This is a genomic window from Janthinobacterium sp. MP5059B (assembly GCF_001758645.1).
Lineage (GTDB): Bacteria > Pseudomonadota > Gammaproteobacteria > Burkholderiales > Burkholderiaceae_D > Janthinobacterium > Janthinobacterium lividum.
This window is the reverse complement of sequence record NZ_LRHX01000016.1, coordinates 251,510-272,081: the sequence shown is the minus strand read 5'-3', so window position 1 is coordinate 272,081 and position 20,572 is coordinate 251,510. Positions and strand designations below refer to the sequence as shown.

General features: G+C 64.0%; 22 protein-coding genes and 1 pseudogene. 20 read left to right on the top strand and 3 right to left on the bottom strand.

The window, feature by feature from the left end; genetic code table 11:
- Positions 1-29: 29 nt before the first annotated feature.
- From flhF to JAB1_RS18265, 7 genes and pseudogenes are all read left to right on the top strand, one after another.
- Entirely contained in the window at positions 30-1,358 is a 1,329-nt protein-coding gene (gene flhF, locus JAB1_RS18295) for a flagellar biosynthesis protein FlhF (protein WP_034785293.1), read from the top strand.
- Entirely contained in the window at positions 1,351-2,214 is an 864-nt protein-coding gene (locus JAB1_RS18290; protein WP_070281303.1) for an antiactivator of flagellar biosynthesis FleN protein, read from the top strand. The genes flhF and JAB1_RS18290 overlap by 8 nt, the downstream gene beginning before the upstream one ends.
- A gap of 45 nt (positions 2,215-2,259) precedes the next feature.
- Positions 2,260-2,998: pseudogene (locus JAB1_RS18285) on the top strand (RNA polymerase sigma factor FliA).
- A complete protein-coding gene (locus JAB1_RS18280) occupies positions 2,980-3,726 on the top strand; it encodes a flagellar motor protein (RefSeq protein WP_034785295.1) in 747 nt (248 codons plus the stop codon). The pseudogene JAB1_RS18285 and the gene JAB1_RS18280 overlap by 19 nt, the downstream one beginning before the upstream one ends.
- A 5-nt stretch (positions 3,727-3,731) precedes the next feature.
- Positions 3,732-4,520, top strand: coding sequence for a flagellar motor protein MotD (motD, locus tag JAB1_RS18275; RefSeq protein WP_070281845.1), 789 nt, complete (start codon positions 3,732-3,734; stop codon positions 4,518-4,520).
- Positions 4,521-4,584: 64 nt separating this feature from the next.
- Positions 4,585-4,947: a translation initiation factor Sui1 gene (locus tag JAB1_RS18270; RefSeq protein ID WP_070281302.1), complete on the top strand. Its 363-nt coding sequence runs from the start codon at positions 4,585-4,587 to the stop codon at positions 4,945-4,947.
- Between the two features lie 71 nt (positions 4,948-5,018).
- A complete protein-coding gene (locus JAB1_RS18265) occupies positions 5,019-5,873 on the top strand; it encodes a hypothetical protein (protein WP_139144601.1) in 855 nt (284 codons plus the stop codon).
- Positions 5,874-5,933: 60 nt separating this feature from the next.
- On the opposite strand, the gene JAB1_RS18260 is transcribed toward JAB1_RS18265, so the two are convergent.
- The 3 genes from JAB1_RS18260 to flgA all read right to left on the bottom strand — a co-directional run bounded on the left by JAB1_RS18260 (position 5,934) and on the right by flgA (position 7,525).
- On the bottom strand, positions 5,934-6,401 hold the full coding sequence (locus tag JAB1_RS18260) for a flagellar protein FlgN (RefSeq protein WP_034787165.1): 468 nt from the start codon (positions 6,399-6,401) through the stop codon (positions 5,934-5,936).
- 8 nt (positions 6,402-6,409) lie between these two features.
- On the bottom strand, positions 6,410-6,718 hold the full coding sequence (gene flgM / locus JAB1_RS18255) for a flagellar biosynthesis anti-sigma factor FlgM (RefSeq protein WP_034787161.1): 309 nt from the start codon (positions 6,716-6,718) through the stop codon (positions 6,410-6,412).
- Between the two features lie 111 nt (positions 6,719-6,829).
- On the bottom strand, positions 6,830-7,525 hold the full coding sequence (gene flgA, locus JAB1_RS18250; protein ID WP_034787159.1) for a flagellar basal body P-ring formation chaperone FlgA: 696 nt from the start codon (positions 7,523-7,525) through the stop codon (positions 6,830-6,832).
- A gap of 191 nt (positions 7,526-7,716) precedes the next feature.
- On the opposite strand from flgA, the gene flgB reads away from it, so the two are divergent.
- From flgB to JAB1_RS18185, 13 genes are all read left to right on the top strand, one after another.
- The gene (flgB, locus tag JAB1_RS18245; RefSeq protein WP_034754084.1) at positions 7,717-8,169 is read left to right on the top strand and encodes a flagellar basal body rod protein FlgB; all 453 of its coding nucleotides are present in this window, start codon (positions 7,717-7,719) and stop codon (positions 8,167-8,169) included.
- Positions 8,170-8,171: 2 nt separating this feature from the next.
- Positions 8,172-8,573 carry a flagellar basal body rod protein FlgC gene (flgC, locus tag JAB1_RS18240; protein ID WP_034754081.1) on the top strand — a complete coding sequence of 134 codons (402 nt, stop codon included), beginning with the start codon at positions 8,172-8,174 and terminating at the stop codon, positions 8,571-8,573.
- Between the two features lie 15 nt (positions 8,574-8,588).
- Entirely contained in the window at positions 8,589-9,284 is a 696-nt protein-coding gene (locus JAB1_RS18235) for a flagellar hook assembly protein FlgD (RefSeq protein ID WP_070281300.1), read from the top strand.
- 53 nt (positions 9,285-9,337) lie between these two features.
- The gene (locus tag JAB1_RS18230) at positions 9,338-10,885 is read left to right on the top strand and encodes a flagellar hook protein FlgE (protein ID WP_034787155.1); all 1,548 of its coding nucleotides are present in this window, start codon (positions 9,338-9,340) and stop codon (positions 10,883-10,885) included.
- 60 nt (positions 10,886-10,945) lie between these two features.
- On the top strand, positions 10,946-11,689 hold the full coding sequence (locus tag JAB1_RS18225; RefSeq protein WP_070253727.1) for a flagellar basal body rod protein FlgF: 744 nt from the start codon (positions 10,946-10,948) through the stop codon (positions 11,687-11,689).
- Between the two features lie 72 nt (positions 11,690-11,761).
- The gene (gene flgG / locus JAB1_RS18220; protein WP_034754070.1) at positions 11,762-12,544 is read left to right on the top strand and encodes a flagellar basal-body rod protein FlgG; all 783 of its coding nucleotides are present in this window, start codon (positions 11,762-11,764) and stop codon (positions 12,542-12,544) included.
- A 50-nt stretch (positions 12,545-12,594) separates the two neighbouring features.
- Complete coding sequence (locus JAB1_RS18215) at positions 12,595-13,245, top strand: flagellar basal body L-ring protein FlgH (protein WP_070281299.1); 651 nt, start codon at positions 12,595-12,597, stop codon at positions 13,243-13,245.
- A gap of 2 nt (positions 13,246-13,247) precedes the next feature.
- A complete protein-coding gene (locus tag JAB1_RS18210) occupies positions 13,248-14,363 on the top strand; it encodes a flagellar basal body P-ring protein FlgI (RefSeq protein WP_034787148.1) in 1,116 nt (371 codons plus the stop codon).
- 10 nt (positions 14,364-14,373) lie between these two features.
- On the top strand, positions 14,374-15,300 hold the full coding sequence (flgJ, locus tag JAB1_RS18205; RefSeq protein WP_070253729.1) for a flagellar assembly peptidoglycan hydrolase FlgJ: 927 nt from the start codon (positions 14,374-14,376) through the stop codon (positions 15,298-15,300).
- A gap of 88 nt (positions 15,301-15,388) precedes the next feature.
- A complete protein-coding gene (gene flgK, locus JAB1_RS18200) occupies positions 15,389-17,356 on the top strand; it encodes a flagellar hook-associated protein FlgK (RefSeq protein ID WP_070253730.1) in 1,968 nt (655 codons plus the stop codon).
- A gap of 52 nt (positions 17,357-17,408) precedes the next feature.
- Positions 17,409-18,650: a flagellar hook-associated protein FlgL gene (gene flgL, locus JAB1_RS18195; RefSeq protein ID WP_070253731.1), complete on the top strand. Its 1,242-nt coding sequence runs from the start codon at positions 17,409-17,411 to the stop codon at positions 18,648-18,650.
- A gap of 167 nt (positions 18,651-18,817) precedes the next feature.
- Positions 18,818-19,261, top strand: a complete 444-nt coding sequence (locus tag JAB1_RS18190; RefSeq protein ID WP_070281298.1) for a MarR family transcriptional regulator — start codon at positions 18,818-18,820, stop codon at positions 19,259-19,261.
- A 48-nt stretch (positions 19,262-19,309) separates the two neighbouring features.
- Entirely contained in the window at positions 19,310-20,569 is a 1,260-nt protein-coding gene (locus JAB1_RS18185; RefSeq protein WP_070281297.1) for an MFS transporter, read from the top strand.
- Positions 20,570-20,572 lie beyond the last annotated feature (3 nt).

The following is a 20,572-nucleotide window of genomic DNA, read 5'->3' as shown; positions in this document are numbered from 1 at the left end:
TGCGCCACCCCCGCCTTGGGAGGCCGGTCATGAATGTGAAGAAATTTACGGGCGCCTCGTCGCGCGATGCGCTGCGCAAGGTGCGTGAGGCGCTGGGCCCCGATGCCGTGATCTTGTCGAACCGCCAGGCCGATGGCGTGGTGGAAATCCTCGCGCTGGCCAATGACGATGCCGCTTCGCTGGCGTCGCCGCCGGCCGCTTCCGAAATGGCCCAGCCCCGTCCCCAGTTGCAGACCCAGTTCGCCACGCCGCAGCGTCCGGCCGCCCCGGCCCAGCGCCCGGCCGCGCCACGTCCCGCCGCACCGCGCCAGGCTGCCTCCGAGCCAGTGGACATGGCCCGCATGCAGCAGATGATGGCCAGCGCGCTGGCGCACGTCAAGGAAAACGCCGCCGCCGAGATGAGCGGCATGATGAATGAAATCCGCGCCATGCGCGGCATGATGGAAACCCAGCTGGCGGAAATCTCGTGGGGTTCGACGCAGCAGCGCGAGCCGCAAAAAGCCGTCGTGCTGCGCGAAATGCTGGCCGCCGGCTTCTCGGCCAGCCTGGCGCGCTACCTGATCGACAAGCTGCCGGCCGGCCTTGATGGCGCGCAAAGCATGCGCTGGATCAAGACCGTCCTGAGCCGCAACCTGAATACGGTGGCCAATGAAGACGCCATGCTGGAGCAGGGCGGCGTGTTTGCCCTCGTGGGCCCGACGGGCGTCGGCAAGACCACCAGCACGGCCAAGCTGGCGGCCCGCTGCGTGATGCGCCACGGTCCGGAAAAGCTGGCCCTGATCACCACCGATGCCTACCGTATCGGCGCGCACGAACAGCTGCGCATCTACGGCAAGATCCTCGGCGTGATGGTGCATTCCGTGAAGGACGAGGCGGACTTGCGCATCGCCCTGAAGGAATTGAAGAACAAGCACACGGTGCTGATCGATACGGTGGGCGTGAGCCAGCGCGACCAGATGGTCACGGAACAGGTGGCCATGCTGTCGGGCGCCGGCGCCGATGTGAAACGCCTGCTGTGCCTGAATTCCACGGCGACCCAGGAAACCCTCAACGAAGTGGTGCGCGCCTACCAGGGCAGCGGCCTGGCCGGCTGCATCATGACCAAGCTCGATGAAGCGGCCTCGATCGGCAACGTGCTCGACGTGGTGATCCGCCAGAAGCTGAACCTGTTTTATGTGTCGAACGGCCAGCGCGTGCCGGAAGACCTGTACCTGGCCGACCGCGGCTACCTGATCGACCGCGCCTTCAAGCTCAAGCGCGATGCGGCGGCGACGCAGTTTTCCGATGCCGAACTGCCGCTCCTGATGGCGCAGGCGGCCGCCCGCAATAATGAAGCGCGCGGGGTGCACCTTGGCTAATTTCGATTTCGACCAGGCCGAAGGCTTGCGCCGCATGCTGGCCGGCCCGCAGCCGCGCGTCATGACGTTCCTCTCGGCCACGCCGCAGGACGACAAGGGTGCCATGCTGGTCAATCTGGGCGCGTCGCTCGTCTACGGCGGCAATGACGTGCTGCTGCTCGACGCCAGCGGCGGCAGCGATGGCGTGGCGGCGCGCCTGGGACTGGCGCACGGCGCCAGCCTGCGCGACGTGGCGCGCCAGCAGTGCGGCTTGAACCAGGTCATCCACCAGGTGCCGCAAGGCTTCGGCGTGGCCAGCCTGGGTGCGCGCAACCATTTGATGGACAGCATGGACTATGCGGGCGAGGACGAACTGCGCCGGCTGGGCAAGACGTTCGAGGTACTGGCGCGCCAGAGCGGCATCGTGCTGGTCGACGGCGTCATGGCCGACGAGGGCGATTGCTTCCCCGTGCCGCTGATGGCCTCGTCCGATATCGTCGTGCAAGTGTCGACCAGCGCCACCTCGATCAAGGCGGCGTACTGCCTGATCAAGCGCCTGAGCCAGGAACTGGGACGCCGTCCGTTCGGCATTCTCGTCACCGGCGCTTCCGAATCCGAGGCAAAAGTGGTATACGATAATATGGCGCAGGCGGCGAGCCGCTACCTGGCCGTGAAGCTGACCTCGATGGGTTCGGTGCCTGCCGACGAGTATCTGCACCGCGCGGCGCGGCTGGGCCGCAGCGTGGTCGATGCGTTTCCGCTGGCGGGCGCGTCGGTGGCGTTTCGCGGACTGGCCGAGCGGCTGGCCCGTTCGGCGGCACCGGTGCTTGGCGGCACCTTGTACCAGACGGGGAGCCCGCACCAGTTCAGCGCCTGAATCGAACCGTAGCACCAGATAAGATGAGAAAACAATAAGCAGCCTATGTACACGGTCAAAGGGAAATCGAACAAGGACTATTTGCTGACGGAGCACATTCCGCTGGTGAAGCGTCTGGCGCACCATATGAAGGCGAAATTGCCGCCTTCGGTCGAGGTCGATGACCTGATCCAGGCCGGCATGATCGGCCTGCTCGATGCCATTAGCCGCTATGAAGAGACGCATGGCGCGCAGTTCGAGACGTATGCCGTGCTGCGCATCCGCGGCGCCATGCTCGACGAATTGCGCACCAGCGACTGGCTGCCGCGCAGCATGCGCCAGAACATGCGCAAGATCGAGGAGGCGATGAGCACCTTGCAGCAGCGCCTCGGCCATCCGCCGACGGAGTCGGAAGTGGCAAAGCTGCTGAAGATGTCGCTGGCCGACTACCAGGAAATGCTGGGCGACGGCGGCGGCCACCAGCTCGTGTACTACGAAGACTTTCATGACCCGGACGGCAATGACAGCTTCCTCGACCGCCACTGCGTGGACGAAGACAGCGACCCCTTGCGTTCCCTGCTCGATACCGATTTCCGGCAATCCGTGATCGATGCCATCGACGCGCTGCCACCACGCGAGAAAATACTCATGGGCCTGTATTACGAAGAAGAGCTGAACCTGAAGGAGATCGGCGCGGTGATGGGCGTGTCGGAATCGCGCGTCTCGCAGCTGCATACCCAGGCCGTCGCGCGCCTGCGCGCAACCACCTTTGAAGGGAAGCAAGGCGTGGACTGGTCCAGCGTAATCGGGCTGGCGCTGGCGCTGGCGGGCCTTTTGGTCGGTCAGGCACTGGAAGGCGGCAAGATGGCCTCCCTGCTGCAGCCGGCCGCCTTTGCCATCGTTGTCATCGGCACCTTCGGCGCCGTGCTGCTGCAAACGCGGCTGCGCACCTTCGTGCGCGGCCTGGAAATGCTGCGCTGGGTCTTCCTGCCACCGGCCGACACGCGTGCCGCGCTGGCACGCGACATCGGGCAGTGGAGCCTGACGGCGCGGCGCGACGGCCCGCTGGCGCTCGAGCGCCTGATGGAAAACACGGCCGACCGCTTCAACGCCAAGGGCTTGAGGATGATCGTCGACGGCATCGCGCCCGACAAGCTGCGCCAGCTGCTCGACGTGGAAATCTCCGCCTACGAAATGGCCGAGCGCCAGGCCGTCAAGGTGTGGGAATCGGCGGCCGGTTATTCGCCCACCATCGGCATCCTGGGCGCCGTGCTGGGCCTGATCCACGTGATGGAAAACCTCACCGATCCGAGCAAACTGGGCGGCGGCATCGCCGTGGCGTTTGTCTCGACCATCTATGGCGTCGGCCTGGCCAACCTGCTGTTCCTGCCGGTGGCGAATAAACTCAAGGCCATCGTCTCGCGCCGCGTGCTGCAATACGAAATCACGGCCGCCGTGCTGTACGACATCGCCACGGGCGACCATACGCGCATCATCGAAGAGCGCGTTTCCAGCCTCTTGCACGAGCACTGACCATGATGCGGCGCGCGCGCAGGAAGTATGACGAGGAACCGGACAACCAGGACCGCTGGCTGATCTCGTATGCCGACTTCATCACCCTGCTGTTCGCCTTCTTCGTTGTCATGTACGCGATTTCGCAAGTCAACGAAGGCAAATACCGCGTCTTCCAGAATGCCATCGGCCAGGCATTCAGCCTGGAAAAGGGCGCGCCGCCCATCATCATGGAAGCGCCGCAAGCCATTCCGCTGCCGAACCCGGCCCTGAAACGCCGCACGGAAGCCATCCGCCGCGAGCGCGAACACATGACGCGCCTGGCGCAGGACCTGACCTCCACCCTGGCGCCGCTGGTGAAGGAAGGCAAGGTGCGGGTCACGCAGACGAGCCGCGGCGTGAGCGTGGAAATCAATGCCAGCGTGCTGTTCGACCCGGGCGCGGCGCGCCTGACGGTGGAATCGGACCAGGCCCTGCGCGCCGTCGCCGTGCTGCTCAAGGACGATACGCACGACGTGCAGGTGGAAGGGCATACGGACGTGCAGCCGATCAGTAATTCCAACTTTGCCTCGAACTGGGAATTGTCGGCCGCGCGCGCCAGCGCCGTGGTGCGCCTGTTCATCGCCAGCGGCGTCAAGGCGTCGCGCCTGACGGCCGTCGGCCACGCCGACAATATCCCCGTGGCGCCGAACGAAACGGCGGAAGGGCGCGCGCGCAACCGCCGGGTCGCCGTGACGATTTTGTCGGGCATCCCCGAAACGGTGACGGAAGTGCCGACGGCGCCGGTGGCGCCAGCACCTGCGCCAGCCAACTGACGCTCGTCAACTGCTGGCTGCCGCTTGGTACAATCGCGCTTTCTTCCTCTTTTATCGTTCCCTCATGAAAAGCAGCTCCCAGGGCGGTCTCGTCTATTCCACCGAAACGGGCCGCATGTGCCCCGCCTGCCGCCAGCCGCTGGCGCAATGCGCATGCAAGGCGCAATCCAAGGCGGCGCCCGCGGGCGATGGCGTGGTGCGCGTCTCGCGCCAGACCAAGGGCCGTGGCGGCAAGAGCGTCACCGTGGTCAAGGGTTTGCCGCTGGACGCCATGGCGCTGGCCCTGCTGGGCAAGCAGTTGCGCACGCAGTGCGGCTCGGGCGGCACGGTCAAGGATGGCGTGATCGAGGTGCAGGGCGACCATGTCGACACCATCCTTGCCGCGCTGGTCAAGCTGGGCCACCAGCCGAAAAAGGCCGGCGGCTGACGTGCGGAGGCGTGCGGCCCGCTGCCGCAGGCCTGTGGTAACGTGCATTTCCTTTTATGCGCCACCTCATCATGAATAGCAAACTGACCTGCATCGCCTGCGCCGCTGCCATCGCGGCGGTACTGGCGCTCGTGTACTGGCCCGCGCCCGACGCCGGCGCGCCGCAAGCGGATGCGGCTGCCGCCAGCGCGCCGGCGGGGCGCAGCCTGGCGTCGTATCTGAATATCGGCGCCGCCCCCGTCGCCGATGCCGCACCCGTTCCCGTGACCCTGGCGCGGCAGCTTGCGCGCCTGGCCGCCAGCGGCAGGGCGGAAGACGCGTATGCGGCGTTCAGCCTGATCGACGACTGCATCGTCTTCCAGCAGGAAGGGCGCTTGCCGGGCATGGAATTCGAGCTGGGCCGCGAAATGACGGTGGAAGAAAAAGCCGCCCAGCAGCAGCTGTGCGCGGGCCTGACACAGCGCCAGCGCGAGGACCGCCTCGGCTATCTGGCCACCGCCGCCAAGGCGGGCGTGCCGGGCGCGGCCACCCTGTTCCTGTCGGAAGGCCCGTTCGGCGACCGCAGCGCGCTGCGCAACCGTCCCGACGATCCGCTGGTGCAGGCATGGAAGCGGCAAGCCATCGCCCAGCTGACGGCGCAGGCGGACGAGGCGGAACTGACCAGTGTGGCTACCCTGATGATGGCGTACTTGCGCGATGGCGAGGTGGTGCGGAAGGATGCACCGCAAGCGTATGGCTACCTGCTGGCCCTGCGCCAGGTATACGACGATATCCTCGCGCCCGGCGTCACCAATCCGTATCAGGATGAGTACTGGCACTGGCTGCAGGCGGAGCTGACGCCGGAGCAGCAAGCCGCGGCCAGCGCCAGGGCGCAAGCCATCGTGGCGAAATACCGGCAGCATGCGGGCCGTCCCGCGCACGGTTGAGCTGGCAAGGCCGCTGCGCCTTGCCGGGTTGCTGTTAAGGTTGCTGTTAACTAAGGGGGATTAGCCGATGACGACGCGCCGGCTGGCCGTGTTCGTCGTCGGTTGGCCGCTGGGGCCATAGAAATTGCCGCTTTGGGCCGGGGGGCGCATGGCATTCAGGGCGCCTTGCGTATGTACCATATGCTTGTTGACGAGCAGACTGTTCAGGCGGTTTTGTTCCTTGGCTTCGCGCGTCGTCTCCAGCAGGGCTTTCCACAGGGGCGCCGCTTCCGCTTCGCCGGCGCCTACCAGCCAGTCTTCCATGCCCGCTTCGGCCGCCATGAAACCGGCCGCCGCCAGCGCCTGGTGGCGTTGCGCCGCCAGCTGGCTCAATTGTCCTACGAGTGCCGTCTTGCGCACCGTGAGCTCCGTGATTGCATCGATGTCAGCCGCAACCAGATGCCGCTGTTCTTCTTTCATCAATGCCAGCAATGTGGTCATGAGCTGTTGCTCGTCGCGCAGGCTGGAAAACGGAGTCACTGATTGCATGAGGAAACCTATCTATTTCGTGAGTGCAGCAAGTCCTTGACCGTGTCGAGGAGACCGTCCGCCACTTTTTCTGAGTTGACCTGGAACTGGCCGTCGGCGATCGCCAGCTTGATGCGTTCGACTTTTTTCGTGTCGAACACGGCGCCGCTGCCGGCAGTTGCACTGGCCGCTAATGCCTGTCCTTGCGGCGACAGGCGTACATTGTCCGACGTTGTCGGTGTTGCCTGGGCTTTCTCGGCATTCCGGGCGCCGGAGGTACTCGCGGGCGCCACCGGCAGGCCGGGATTGCTTTTAATGGTGTTGTCGGTAATTTTCACAGCGTGATCCTCGTCTGGTCGAAGTCAAAAAACTCCGGGATATGTGTCATTATCGGCACCTTCTCCCGAAACTTTAGTGCGCCAGACCACAATATCGCTGTCCATCCGTGTTTAAAAGGCGACCTCCACCAAGCCGCCTGCGCGCGCCACGCCGCTGATCTGCTGGCCGCTCTGCGTGCGTACCTGCACCGTCTGGCCATCGCCGGCGCTGCCGATGGCGCGCCCTTCTGATGCCACCTGGAAACCATTGCCACTGGAAACCACGCGTACCAGCTGGCCTTGCATTACCACCGGCTTGCGACGCAGGGTGTCGAGGCGCATCGGCGTGCCGGGTGGCAAGGAAATATTCGTGCTGGCGCCCACCACCTGGGCCATGTCCGTGGCGATGCCTGCCGGCAATGCGGCCAGGTCGCCCTGCATCGTTACCAGCTGGCTGGCGTCGATGGCTTGCCCTTGCGCCAGCGGCACGGCGCTGGCCACGTAATCGCCGACGACGGCCACGTTCGCTTGCAGATAGATGGTCCAGTTGCTTGGCGCCGTGCAGCGCACGCCGACGGTGGTCTTGCCCCAGGCGCGCGCGCCCGGCGCCATGAATGCTTGCGGCGCGGGGCAGGCGGCCAGGTTCAGGCGCGGATCGACGGCGCCGACGGTCACCGTCACCTTGCCGGGCAAGCCGTTGCTTTGCACTTGCAGGAATTGTTCCACGCTGTTGCGCAGCGCTTCCGGCGTCTGGCGGCCGGCGTTTTGCGCCTGGGCCAGCAGTGGCAGGGAGGCAAGAGCGAAGAGGAAAGCAAGCGGTGTTTTCATGGTGATAGGCCTCTGGAATAGTGCCATGATAGTGCGCGCGGCCCCGTTCGAAGCCCCGATTAAGGGGTAAAAGTAAGGTCTGATCCGGCGATGGTCTTGCTGGTGGGCGCCGTACTATGTTTCCTGTCATCACTAATCCGCCATCCTTCCGCCATCTCGGGCGCCAGTGGCAGATCTTTCCGGAGCCTGACATGATAGGGAAACTCGACGATTACATGCGCTTCAACGAGACGGCGCTGAGCCTGCGCTCGACGCGCCAGGAATTGCTCGCCTCGAATATCGCCAATGCCGACACGCCCAACTACAAGGCGCGCGATGTCGATTTCGCCGCCGCGCTGAAGGGCGCGATGGCGCGCAAGGATGGCGTGCCGCCGGCCCTGAAGGGCACGGCGCCGCAGCATATGCCGGGCAAGGGCGTGGCCGCGGCTGCGGGCGCAGCCGGCGGCGGCAAGGTCGAGACCCTGGCCGACGGCACGCCGCTGCTGTATCGCGCGCCGGCCCAGGGCGCCGTCGATGGCAATACGGTGGACATGGATCTCGAGCGCAACGCCTTTGCCGACAATGCCATCCGCTACGAGGCGGCCGTGACGTTCCTTAACTCGCAGATCAAGGGCATGCTGACGGCCATCCAGGGAGGACAATAATCATGTCGCTATTTAATATCTTCAATGTTTCCGGTTCGGCCATGAGCGCCCAGGCGCAGCGCCTGAACACGGTGGCCAGCAACCTGGCCAATGCCGACAGCGCCACCAGCGCCACGGGCGAAGCCTACCGCGCCAAGCAGGTGGTGTTCGAAGCCGTGCCCATGGCCAATGGCGCCACGGCCGTCAAGGTGCAGAAGGTGATCGAAGACCCGTCGCCGATGAAGCTGGTCTACGACCCGAAGAACCCGCTGGCCGACGAGAAGGGCTACGTCACCATGCCGAACGTGAATACGGTCGACGAGATGGTCAACATGCTGTCGGCTTCGCGCTCGTACCAGACCAACGTGGAAACCATGAACGCGGCCAAGTCGCTGCTCCTGAAAACCCTCACCATCGGCCAATAAGGCTGACTGATCATTATGGCAACCATCGATACCAGCACCTCCAAAGTCACCGACCTGATGGCGACGATGAATCCGAAGAAGAGCACGGCCGAGCCAGGCAGTGTCGAAGCGGAAACGAACAAATTCCTCACCTTGCTGGTTACCCAGCTGAAAAACCAGGATCCGATGAATCCGCTGGACAATGCACAGCTGACCAGCCAGCTGGCGCAATTGTCCACCGTGACGGGCGTCAACAAGCTCAATACGACCGTGGAAAGCCTGAAGGCCAGCTATCAGCAAGCCGAATCGATGCAGGCGGCCAACATCATCGGCCATGGCGTCTTGACAGCGGGCAAGGATATCAACCTGAGCAAGAGCGCCGCGCTGCTGGGCGTGGACCTGGCCACGGCAGCCGACAAGGTCAAGGTCGTCATCTACAAGGATGGCAAGGAAGTCCATTCCATCGACCTGGGCGCACAGGCGGCGGGCACCTTGCCGCTGGGCTGGAACGGTTCCACCGCCGATCTCGACAAGGATGGCAAGCCGGTCGTGCTGGCCGACGGCGCCTACACCTTCACGGTGGAAGCCACGCGCGGTGGCACCAAGCTCAAGGATGCGACGGCGTTGATGTTCGGTTCGGTCGCCAGCGTGTCGACGGGCGCGAATGGCGTGAAATTGAATGTCCCGGGCGTGGGCAGCATCACCATGGCCGACGTGAAACAGATTCTGTAAGCCGCTTCCCCTTAGCGTGACCCTCTACCCCTAATTTCTACCAGGAGAACACAATGTCTTTCCAACAAGGCCTGAGCGGCTTGAATGGCGCCGCCAAATCGCTGGACGTCATCGGCAACAACATCGCCAACTCGTCGACCGTGGGTTTCAAGCAGTCGCAGGCCCAGTTCGCCGACATTTATGCCAACTCGCTGTATGGCGTGGGCGGCAACCAGGCGGGGATCGGCGTGTCGGTCTCGCAAATCGCCCAGCAATTCAACCAGGGTAACCTGGAAACGTCGTCGAATCCCCTCGACATTGCCATCAATGGCGGCGGCTTCTTCCGTACCAGCGTCAACGGCGCCATCCAGTACTCGCGCAATGGCCAGTTCCAGGTCGACAAGAGCGGCTTCATCGTCAACGCCCAGCTGGCGCAGCTGACCGGCTATCCGGCCGACGTCAACGGCAAGATCGTCGCCGGCGCCGTCGTGCCGCTGCAAATCGATCAGTCGGACATGAAGCCCCAGGCAACGACCAAGGTCGACACGCAAGTCAACCTCAATTCGAACACGGCCATGCCGACCACGGTGCCGTTCAAGTCGACGGACGACACCTCGTACCACAAGCAGTTCCCCGTCGAAGTCTTCGATTCGTTGGGCAATTCCCACAACATGGCCAATTTCTACGTCAAGACGGGCACCAACACCTGGGATGTCTACTCGGCCATTGACGGCACGGAAGTAACCAGCATGAAGGTCGCGGCCGCCCTGCAGACGGACCCGGCCTCGCTGGCCGCGCGCGCCGCCTACCAGGCTGCCGCCACGGCCGTGCCGCTGGTGCCGGCCAATGTGACGACGGCCGCCGTCGCCTATGGCAATGCGGTTGGTGCCGCCGTCTCGGCGGCCGCCGCCGCCGCGGGCGCCACGCCGGCGCAACTGGCCGCCATCGCCGCCACTTACGGCAGTGCCGTGCCGAACGGCGTCAACTCGAGCCGCACGCCCGACCAGATCGACGCTGCCATCCGCGCCGTGACCGTGGTGCCAGCCGTCAAGACCGGTTCGCTGGTCTTCAACACGGTCGGCAGCCTGGACCGGGCCGCCATGCTGGCCCTGACGCCGCCGCAAACCTTGCCTGTCACCGTCAACCTGCCGATCTTCCCGGCCACGGGCGCGAATGCGACCCTGTCGGTCCAGGTCGACTTCACCAAGTCGACCCAGCTGGGCACCGCCACGGCGGAAAAGAAAACGGAAGCGGACGGCTACAAGGCGGGCCAGCTGAGCCAATTCATCGTGGGTGACGACGGCGTCATCCAGGGCCAGTACAACAATGGCAAGACGCGCGCCTTGGGCCAAGTGGTGTTGAGCAACTTTACCAACCCGAACGGCCTGGAACCGCTGGGCAACAACGCCTGGGTGGAAAGTTCGGCCTCGGGCAAGCCCGTCACGGGCGAGCCCAAGACGGGCAACCTGGGCAACTTGCGCGCCTCGGCCGTGGAAGTGTCGAACGTCGACCTGACGGCGGAACTGGTCAACATGATCACGGCCCAGCGCGCCTACCAGGCGAATGCACAGACCATCAAGACGCAGGATTCCGTTTTGCAGACCCTCGTCAACCTGCGTTAAGAGTAAGGGGAGCGGTTCTTTCGGACTGCTCCCGGCTTTCGTTTTGCACGGAGAAAACACATGGACCGTCTCATCTACACCGCCGGCTCGGGCGCCAAGCACATCCTGGACAAGCAGGCGACTACGGCGAATAACCTGGCGAACGCCACCAGCACGGGTTTCCGCGCCCAGCTCGACTCGTTCCGCGCCGTGCCCGTGGTGGCCGACGGCATGATGCCGACGCGCGCCTTTGTCGTCGATTCGACGGTCGGTTCCGATTTCACGCAGGGTCCGATGCAGCACACGGGCCGCGCGCTCGACGTGGCCGTGGAAAACGGCGGCTGGATCGCGGTGCAGTCGGCCGACGGTTCCGAAGCCTACACGCGCAATGGCGCCTTGAAACTCAATGAAAACGGCATGCTGCAAACGCAGGGCGGGCTGATGGTGCAAGGCGATACGGGCCCCATGGCGATTCCGCCCGGCGTGACGGTGGCCATCGCCAGCGATGGCACGGTGGGCACGATTTCCACCGACGTGCCGCCAGGCCCGTCGACGGTGCTGGGACGCATCAAACTGGTCAACCCCCCCGAGCAGCAACTGGTGCGCGGCGATGACGGCCTGTTCCGCCTGAAGGATGGCACGGTGGCGCAAGCCGACCAGGCCGTCAAATTGACCACGGGCGCGCTGGAAGGCAGCAATGTCAGCCCCGTCGACTCCATGGTCAGCATGATCGCCCTGGCGCGCCAGTTCGAAACGCAAATGAGCTTGTTGAAGAATGCCGAGAATAACGCGGCGAAAGCCACCCAGATCCTCGCTTTGAATTGACGGGGGCCACCGCATAATGGCCACATAGAAATAGTCTACAGGGCTGGTTAGCGCTGTTATTGGAGAAAAATCATGATTCGTTCCCTTTGGATTGCCAAGACCGGCCTGGAAGCGCAGCAGACGCAGATGGACGTGATCGCCAATAACCTGGCCAACGTCAGCACCACGGGCTTCAAGAAGTCGCGCGCCGTGTTTGAAGACTTGCTCTACCAAAATGTGCGCCAGCCGGGCGCGCAATCGTCGCAGCAAACCCAGCTGCCATCGGGCTTGCAGATCGGCACCGGCGTGCGCACCGTGGCAACCGAACGCATCCATACGCAGGGCAATCCCCAGGCCTCGGGCAATTCGCGCGATGTGATGGTCAACGGCACGGGCTTTTTCCAGGTGCTGATGCCGGACGGCGCCACCGCCTACACGCGCGACGGCTCGTTCCAGACGGACGCCAACGGCCAGCTGGTGACGTCCGAAGGTTTTGTAATCCAGCCCGCCATCACCGTGCCGACCAATGCGCTGAGCCTGACCGTGGCGCGCGACGGCACCGTGTCCGTCACCTTGCCCGACACCGTTGCGCCATCGCAAATCGGCTCCCTGCAACTGACCACCTTCGTCAATCCCGCCGGCCTGGAATCGAAGGGCGAGAACCTGTACATGGAAACGGGCGCTTCCGGCGTGGCGCAAACCAACACCCCGGGCACGAACGGCGCCGGTGTGCTGATGCAGGGCTATATCGAGACGTCGAACGTCAACGTGGCCGAAGAAATGGTCAACATGATCCAGACGCAGCGCGCCTACGAGATCAACAGCAAGGCCATCACCACATCCGATCAAATGCTGCAGAAATTGTCGCAACTTTAATTTTCATAGTCGTCATGCCATCCGCCGCCGGATGGCAGCGGAGGTTCGCCATGCAATACCCCATCATCGCTTTGTTCTCTGCAGCCCTGCTGTCCGGCTGCGCCATCACGCCTACGTCCATCGTGCAATATCCCACCAGCACGCGCGCGCCGATGCCGGAACCGGTAGTCGTCAACAACGGCTCCATCTACCAGCCGTCGACCTACCGTCCCGCCTTCGAAGACCGCCGCGCGCGCCACGTGGGCGACACCATGACGATCGCCATCACCGAGCGCACGAATGCCGTCAAGGCGGGCGCCAGTTCCGGCAACAAGTCGGGCAGCGTGGGCTTCAGCACGCCGGGCATGCTGCAGGGCCGCCTGGGCGGCACCGTGGCGGCAAATGGCGCGACGAAATTTGCCGATGGCGACAACCAGTCCGCCAGCAACACGTTTTCCGGCGTGATCGGCGTGACGGTCATTGAAGTGCTGCCGAATGGCAATCTGATCGTCGCCGGCGAAAAACAGATCGCCATGAACAAGGGCACGGAATTCATCCGCTTCTCGGGCATGGTCAATCCCGACACCATAGGCACGGGCAATGTCGTGCCATCGACCCAGGTGGCCGAAGCGCGCGTCGAATACCGCACCAACAGCCAGATCGACCGCGCCGAAATGGCCTCGATGGCGTCGCGCTTCTTCCTCAGCCTGCTGCCTTTCTGATCATGGCAACGTTGACCTTTCCCCGTTTTCTCGCCATCTGCGGCCTGGCTGCCTCGCTGCTGGCGCCCGTGGCGCAAGCCGAGCGCATCAAGGATCTGGCCAGCATCGCCGGCGTGCGCCAGAATCAGCTGATGGGTTATGGCCTCGTCGTCGGTCTCGACGGCAGCGGCGACCAGACCACGCAAACCCCATTTACCATCCAGAGCGTGGCGGCGATGCTGCAGCAGCAGGGCATCAACTTGCCACAAGGCACCAGTTTGCAGCTGAAAAACGTGGCCGCCGTGATGGTGACGACGGCCTTGCCCGCGTTTGCCCAGCCGGGCCAGTTGCTCGACGTGACGGTATCGTCGATGGGCAATGCGAAAAGCTTGCGCGGCGGCACCTTGCTGATGACGCCATTGAAGGGCGCCGATGGCCAGGTGTACGGCATGGCGCAGGGCAACGTGCTGGTGGGCGGCGTGGGCGCGCAGGCGGCAGGCAGTTCCGTCGTCATCAATCACCTGAGCGTGGGCCGCATCTCGGGCGGCGCTACCGTCGAGCGCAGCGTGCCTTCGGCCTTGGGCGCCAACAACACCATCCGCCTGGAATTGAATGCCACCGATTTCGCCACCGCCAGCCGCGTGGTCGACGCCATCAACAGCCGCTACGGCGCCGGCACGGCCGCCGCGCTCGACGGCCGCGTGATCCAGGTGCAGTCGCCGAGCGGCAGCGACCAGCGCGTGTCCTTCCTGGGCCAGCTGGAAAGCATCGAAGTCAATCCGGCCCGCCTGGCGGCCAAGGTCATCATGAATGCGCGCACCGGTTCCGTCGTGATGAACCAGTCCGTGACCCTGGAAACATGCGCCATTTCTCACGGCAACCTGTCCGTCACCATCAATGTCGAGCCGCAAGTGAGCCAGCCGGCGCCCTTGTCGGGCGGGCGCACGGTGGTCACGCAGACGGCGCAGATCGATATCAAGAAGGAACCGGGCAAAGTCATGCTGGTCAAGGGCGGCGCCTCGCTGTCCGACGTGGTCAAGGCCCTCAACGCCATCGGTGCGTCGCCGCAAGACTTGCTGGCCATCCTGCAGGCGATGAAAGCGGCCGGTTCGCTGCGCGCCGAACTCGAAATCATTTGATGGGCACGCCATGATCAGTCAAACCGACCTCAGCAATACCGCCGCCTATGACGTCAAGGGCATGGATGGCTTGCGCCAGTCCGCCAAGGCGAAGGACCCCGCCGCCCTGAAAGAGGCGGCCACGCAATTCGAAGCCATGTTCATCAACATGATGATGAAAAGCATGCGCGAAGCCACGCCGCAGGACGGCATCATGGATAGCCAGCAAAGCAAGATGTACACCTCGATGCTGGACCAGCAGACGAGCCAGAACCTGGCCAAGCGGGGCACGGGCCTGGCCGACGTGCTGATCCGCCAGCTGTCGTCGTCGAACCAGGCGCTGGCCGCCGATGGCGCCGAAGCGCCGTCGCCCCGTTCATCGAGCATGGCACAGGCGCTGGCCGCCTTCCGCCAGCAGCAGGGCGCCCTGACGGAAGGCGCCGGTAGCGCCGCCGCCAGCGGCAAGACCCTGAGCGACAAGGCCAACGCCACGCAGGCGCCGCACGTGCGCGCCTTCCAGGAAAAACTGGGCGTGCATGCGGAAGAAGCCAGCCGCGCCACGGGCATCCCGGCCAAGTTCATGCTGGGCCAGGCGGCGCTGGAAACGGGCTGGGGCAAGCGGGAAATCATCGCCCGCGACGGCAGCAGCAGCCACAACCTGTTCGGCATCAAGGCATCCAGCGACTGGAAGGGCAAGGTCACGGAAGCCGTCACCACGGAATACGTGAATGGCAAGGCGCAGCGCAAGGTGGAAAAATTCCGCGCCTATGACAGCTACGCGGACAGCTTCAAGGATTATGCACAGTTGATTACCAACAACAAACGCTACGAAAAAGTCCTGGCCAGCGCGGGCGACGCCAGCACGTTCGCCCACGGCTTGCAAAAGGCCGGCTACGCGACGGATCCGAATTACGCTGCCAAACTGACAAAAATCATCAAGAATTCGCTGGTCGGCTAAGCCGCGTCCATACCCTTGTGCAGGCCGCGCGCTTCAAGTTTTCGCCGCGGCTGCCGTAAATACATTTGACGGTAACCAATAAGACACCATGACTTCGAATCTACTCAGCATCGGTAAGAGCGGTTTGCTTGCAGCGCAGGTGGGCCTGTCGACGACCGGGCATAACATCACCAATGCCAACGTGGACGGTTACAACCGCCAGGTGGTGCTGCAGCAGACGGCGCAGTTCAATAATGCCGGTTATGGCTTTGTTGGCAATGGTACCGAGGTATCGCAAGTCAAGCGCCAGTACGACGGTTTCATGGCGGCCCAGGTGAATGGCGCGCAGTCGGCCACCAGTTCGCTCGATGCGTATTACACGCAGATCAGCCAGATCGACAATATGCTGGCCGACCCCACGGCCGGGCTGTCGCCGGCGATGGCCGATTTCTTCAAGGGCGTGCAGGATTTCAGCTCGAATCCATCTTCCGTCTCGTCGCGCCAGGCATTGTTGTCGAGCGCAAATTCGCTGACCGCGCGCTTCCAGGGCCTCAGCGCGCGCCTGACGGAAATCGGCGACGGCGTCAATTCGCAGATCACCTCGAACGTCAAGGTGATCAACTCCTACGCCAAGCAGATCGCGGAACTCAATACCGCGATTACCAACCTGACCGTGAATGAAAGCAATCAGCCCAACGATTTGCTGGACCAGCGCGACCAGCTGATCACGGAGCTGAACAAATACGTCAAGGCAACTGTTCAGCCTGGCGCAGGCAACTCGATTACCGTCTCGATCGGCTCGGGCCAGCCGCTGGTGGTGGGCGACAAGAACTTTGAACTGGCCACCACGCCGTCGCCGACGGACCCGAACCGCCTGGACGTGGGCTATGTGACGGGCACTTCCGTCACCAAGCTGTCGGAAAGTTCCCTCAGCGGCGGTGCGCTGGGCGGCTTGCTGGAATTCCGCAGCGGCAGCCTGGACCGCATCCAGAATTCGCTGGGCAAGGTCGCCATCGCGCTGGCCTCCACCTTCAATGAGCAGCACAAGCTGGGCCAGGACTTGAATGGCGACATGGGGGGTGATTTCTTCAAGTTGCCCGATCCCGTCATCGGCGCCGACTACCGCAACAACGCGACCAGCACGACCGTGCTGTCGGCCAAGGTCAGCGATCCGACCAAGCTGACGGCCAGCGATTATGCCGTCAAGTATGACGGCGCCAATTATGTGGTGACGCGCCAGAGCGACGGCGCGAAAACGACCATCAACCCCTATCCGCAAACCGTGCCGCAAACCATCGACGGCGTGGATTTCTCGATCACGGGCGCGGCTGCCGAAGGCGACAACTTCATGGTCAGGCCGACCGCGCACGGCGCTTCCGACCTGGCCGTGGCGATTACCGACCGCAACAAGCTGGCCGCCGGCGCGCCGATCGCCACGGGCGCGCCCGTCAGCAACACGGGCAGCGGCAAGCTCGGCGCAGGTAGCGTGGACAAGGCGTATCTAACGCCGGGCAACGCCTTGACGGGCACCGTCACCTTGACGTATGACAAGGCGACCACTTCGCTGTCGGGTTTCCCCGCGGGCCAGGCCGTGACGGTGAAAGGCTTGAACGGCGCCACCACCACGTATCCGGCCGGCACGGCGAACATCCCGTACACGGAAGGCGACAGCTTCAGCTTTGGCGGCATCAACGTCAACATGACGGGCGCGCCTGCGCAAGGCGATAAATTCACCATCGCGCCGAACTCGGGCGGCGTGGGCGACAACCGCAATGCCTCCTTGCTGGCTGGCTTGCAGACGAAAAACATTCTCGATGGCGGCAAGGCCACGTTCCAGGGTTCGTACGCGGAAACCGTCAGCTATGTCGGCAACAAGACGCGCGAAGTACAAGTCAGCGGCCTGGCGAGTCTTGCGTTGTTGCAACAAACCAGCACGCAGCAGCAGGCCGTTTCCGGCGTCAATCTCGATGAAGAGGCGGCCAACCTGCTGCGCTACCAGCAAGCCTACCAGGCTTGCGGCAAGGTCATGCAGATCGCCAGTACCCTGTTCGACGTGGTCATCGGCCTCGGACGTTAATTATTCAAGCGGCGGCGCATAGCGCCCCGCCGCCATCAGGAAGGGCAGCATCATGCGCATCAGTACCAAAATGATCTATGACGCGGGCAGCACGCAGCTGAACAATCTGCAGGGCGCGTTGAACCGCACCCAGATGCAGCTGTCGGCGAATCGCCGCAACCTGACGCCGGCCGACGACCCGATCGCCTCGGCGCGCGCGCTGGAAGTGACGCAGTCGCAAACGATCAACACGCAATTCGTGACGAACCGCTCGAACGCCAAGAATTTCCTGTCGCAGGAAGAGCTGGCGCTGGCCAGCACCACCTCGCTGATCGCCGATGTGCAGCAACTGGTGCTGAAGGCTGGTAATCCGGCATTGAAGGATATCGACCGCCAGAGCCTGGCCACGGAGTTGAAAGGCCGCTTGACCGACCTGATGGGCATCGCCAACACGTCCGACAACGCGGGCGGCTACCTGTTTTCCGGCTACAAATCGACTACCCAGCCGTTCAGCCAGACGCCGGGCGGCGCCACCTATGTGGGCGACCAGGGCCAGCGCGAACTGCAAGTGGGCTCGGCGCGCTACCTAGCCACCAGCGACTCGGGCGCGACCGTATTCGAGAACAATTTGACGGGCAATGGCAAGTTCACCACGGCGGCCGATCCGGGCAACTTCACGCGCGGCGGCGCCGGCATCATTTCCGGCGGCACCGTCACCGATCCCACCAAGCTGACGGGGCACAAGTACACGATCGACTTCCAGGTGACGGGCACGGGCACGGATGCCAAGACGACCTATACCGTGACGGACGTGACCCTGGGCCAGACCATCCCGAATCCCGCCGTGCCGGTGGCCTACAAGTCGGGCGACGCCATCAACTTTGACGGTCAGCAAGTCAATGTCGCGGGCAAGCCGGCCGACCTGGACAAGTTCACCCTGGAGCCCAGCAGCAAGGAATCGATCTTTACCACGATTACCAACCTGATCGGCGCACTGGGCCAGCCGGCCACGGGCGACGCGGGGCAGGCGCGCCTGACGGCCAGTCTGAACGCGGCGCACGATCTGCTCGACACGGCCTACGACAACGTGCTGTCGGTGCGCGCGGAAGTCGGTTCGCGCCTGAAGGAACTCGATACCCTCGACAGCGCCGGCGACGACCTCGACCTGCAATATGCGAGCACCCTGTCGGGCTTGCAGGATCTGGACATGGTGAAGGCGATTTCCCTGTTCAGCCAGCAGCAGATCACCCTGCAGGCGGCGCAGAAGTCATTCACCTCCATCTCGGGCTTGTCGCTGTTCAACTACATCAGCTAAGCGGCCGGCATCGCAGAATGAGCGGCAAGCCGGGGCAGGGAGGCCATCTCCCGCCCCGGCTTTTTTGCGTCCGCAAGATGGCCGTCTTGACAAGATATACAGTCAAACTGTGCAGTCTACCTGCCTATCTGTTATACTTGGGGCTGTTGATCCACCACATGGCTAGTATGCGCACCCCACAAGAAAACCACGAACAAGTTCTGCAACTGGCCGGCGAATTGCGCATCCTGGTCGGCAAATTGCGCCGCCGCCTGCGCGAAGAGGCGCACCTGGGCGATGTCAGCATGTCGCAGGCATCCGTGCTCAGCCGCCTCGAACGCGACGGTCCCGCCACGGCCAGCAGCCTGGCGCGCGCCGAAGGCATGCGGCCCCAGTCGATGGCCGCCACCGTGCAAGCGTTGACGGAGGCGCAGATGGTGACGGGCTCGCCCGATCCGGCTGACGGCCGGCAAACCATCTTGACGCTGACGGACAGCTGCCGCGCCTGGATCGCGGCCAGCCGCGCCGCGCGCGAAGACTGGCTGGCGCGCACCATTGAAACCCGGCTCACGCCGGACGAAGTCACCGAACTGGACAAGGCGGTGGCATTACTCAAACGCTTGGCGGAGTGATCCGCTGAATTTTTCACCACGACCCCGGCAAGGAGCCCGCACGCCCAGATGAACAACACATTCCGTTCGCTACGCATTCCCAATTACCGTATCTGGGCCGGCGGCGCCCTCGTGTCGAATATCGGCACGTGGATGCAGCGCACGGCGCAGGATTGGCTGGTGCTGAGCGAATTGACGCAGCACAATGCCAGCGCCGTCGGCATCGTCATGGCCTTGCAATTCGGCCCGCAACTGCTGTTGCTGCCGCTCACTGGCATGGCGGCCGATTTGCTCGACCGCAGGAAATTGCTGCTGTGCACGCAGGCGGCCATGGGGCTGCTGGCGCTGGGACTCGGGATATTGTGCATCAGTGGACAGGTAGCACTGTGGCACGTGTATGTGTTTGCTTTCCTGCTGGGCTGCGTGACGGCCTTCGATTCGCCCGTGCGCCAGACTTTTGTTGCCGAAATCGTCGGCGAGGAAGATTTGACGAATGCCGTGGCACTCAATTCCACCTCGTTCAATGCGGCGCGCATGCTGGGCCCGGCGGTCGCTGGCTTGCTCATCAGCAGTGTTGGCAGCGGCTGGGTCTTCATCATCAACGCCGTCTCGTTTGCCGCCGTGATCGGTTCGCTGTTGCTGCTGCGCGTGGAATTGCTGCGCCGCGCGCCGCGCCTGAAGGCCACGCGCGCCAGCCTGGGCGAAGGCTTCCGCTATGTGCGCCAGCGGCCGGACCTGATGGCTATCTTGCTGATGCTGTTCCTGATCGGCACCTTCGGACTGAACTTCCCGATTTTCCTGTCGACCATGTCGGTGACGGCCTTCCATGCGGGCGCCAGCCAGTATGGCGTGCTCAGTTCCGTGATGGCGTGCGGTTCCGTGGCCGGCGCCTTGCTGGCGGCGGGACGTGGCCAGCCCACGCTGGCCTTGCTGCTGGGGGCGGCTGCGCTGTTCGGCCTGGCCTGCGCGCTGGCCGCCGTGATGCCCAATTACTGGCTGTTCGGCATGATGCTGGTGGTCATCGGCATCGCCGCGCAAACCTTTACCACCAGCGTCAACAGCAGCGTGCAACTGTCGACGGCGCCCGCCATGCGGGGCCGCGTGATGGCGATACTGCTGGCCATCTCGGCGGGCGGCACGCCGCTGGGCGCGCCCATCGTGGGCTGGGTGGCCGACACCTTCGGCCCGCGCTGGGCGCTGGGCATAGCCGCCCTGTCGGGCCTGGCGGCGGCCCTCGTCGGCGTGCGCTACCTGGTCAGGCATCACCAGTTGCGTTTGAATGTCGACTTGCGGCGCTGGCGCGTGGCGTTGAGCACAGACCAGGCTTGATGC

Excerpts from the sequence above, each read along its gene's own strand:
- JAB1_RS18270 (WP_070281302.1), top strand. The coding sequence starts at position 4,585 with ATGAAAAGCAGCTCCCAGGGCGGTCTCGTCTATTCCACCGAAACGGGC.
- JAB1_RS18190 (WP_070281298.1), top strand. The coding sequence starts at position 18,818 with ATGCGCACCCCACAAGAAAACCACGAACAAGTTCTGCAACTGGCCGGC.
- JAB1_RS18260 (WP_034787165.1), bottom strand. The coding sequence starts at position 6,401 with ATGCAATCAGTGACTCCGTTTTCCAGCCTGCGCGACGAGCAACAGCTC.
- JAB1_RS18215 (WP_070281299.1), top strand. The coding sequence starts at position 12,595 with ATGCAATACCCCATCATCGCTTTGTTCTCTGCAGCCCTGCTGTCCGGC.
- flgJ (WP_070253729.1), top strand. The coding sequence starts at position 14,374 with ATGATCAGTCAAACCGACCTCAGCAATACCGCCGCCTATGACGTCAAG.
- flgC (WP_034754081.1), top strand. The coding sequence starts at position 8,172 with ATGTCGCTATTTAATATCTTCAATGTTTCCGGTTCGGCCATGAGCGCC.
- flgG (WP_034754070.1), top strand. The coding sequence starts at position 11,762 with ATGATTCGTTCCCTTTGGATTGCCAAGACCGGCCTGGAAGCGCAGCAG.
- flhF (WP_034785293.1), top strand. The coding sequence starts at position 30 with ATGAATGTGAAGAAATTTACGGGCGCCTCGTCGCGCGATGCGCTGCGC.
- JAB1_RS18230 (WP_034787155.1), top strand. The coding sequence starts at position 9,338 with ATGTCTTTCCAACAAGGCCTGAGCGGCTTGAATGGCGCCGCCAAATCG.
- motD (WP_070281845.1), top strand. The coding sequence starts at position 3,732 with ATGCGGCGCGCGCGCAGGAAGTATGACGAGGAACCGGACAACCAGGAC.
- JAB1_RS18225 (WP_070253727.1), top strand. The coding sequence starts at position 10,946 with ATGGACCGTCTCATCTACACCGCCGGCTCGGGCGCCAAGCACATCCTG.
- flgK (WP_070253730.1), top strand. The coding sequence starts at position 15,389 with ATGACTTCGAATCTACTCAGCATCGGTAAGAGCGGTTTGCTTGCAGCG.
- JAB1_RS18185 (WP_070281297.1), top strand. The coding sequence starts at position 19,310 with ATGAACAACACATTCCGTTCGCTACGCATTCCCAATTACCGTATCTGG.
- JAB1_RS18210 (WP_034787148.1), top strand. The coding sequence starts at position 13,248 with ATGGCAACGTTGACCTTTCCCCGTTTTCTCGCCATCTGCGGCCTGGCT.
- flgL (WP_070253731.1), top strand. The coding sequence starts at position 17,409 with ATGCGCATCAGTACCAAAATGATCTATGACGCGGGCAGCACGCAGCTG.
- flgA (WP_034787159.1), bottom strand. The coding sequence starts at position 7,525 with ATGAAAACACCGCTTGCTTTCCTCTTCGCTCTTGCCTCCCTGCCACTG.
- JAB1_RS18265 (WP_139144601.1), top strand. The coding sequence starts at position 5,019 with ATGAATAGCAAACTGACCTGCATCGCCTGCGCCGCTGCCATCGCGGCG.
- JAB1_RS18235 (WP_070281300.1), top strand. The coding sequence starts at position 8,589 with ATGGCAACCATCGATACCAGCACCTCCAAAGTCACCGACCTGATGGCG.
- flgB (WP_034754084.1), top strand. The coding sequence starts at position 7,717 with ATGATAGGGAAACTCGACGATTACATGCGCTTCAACGAGACGGCGCTG.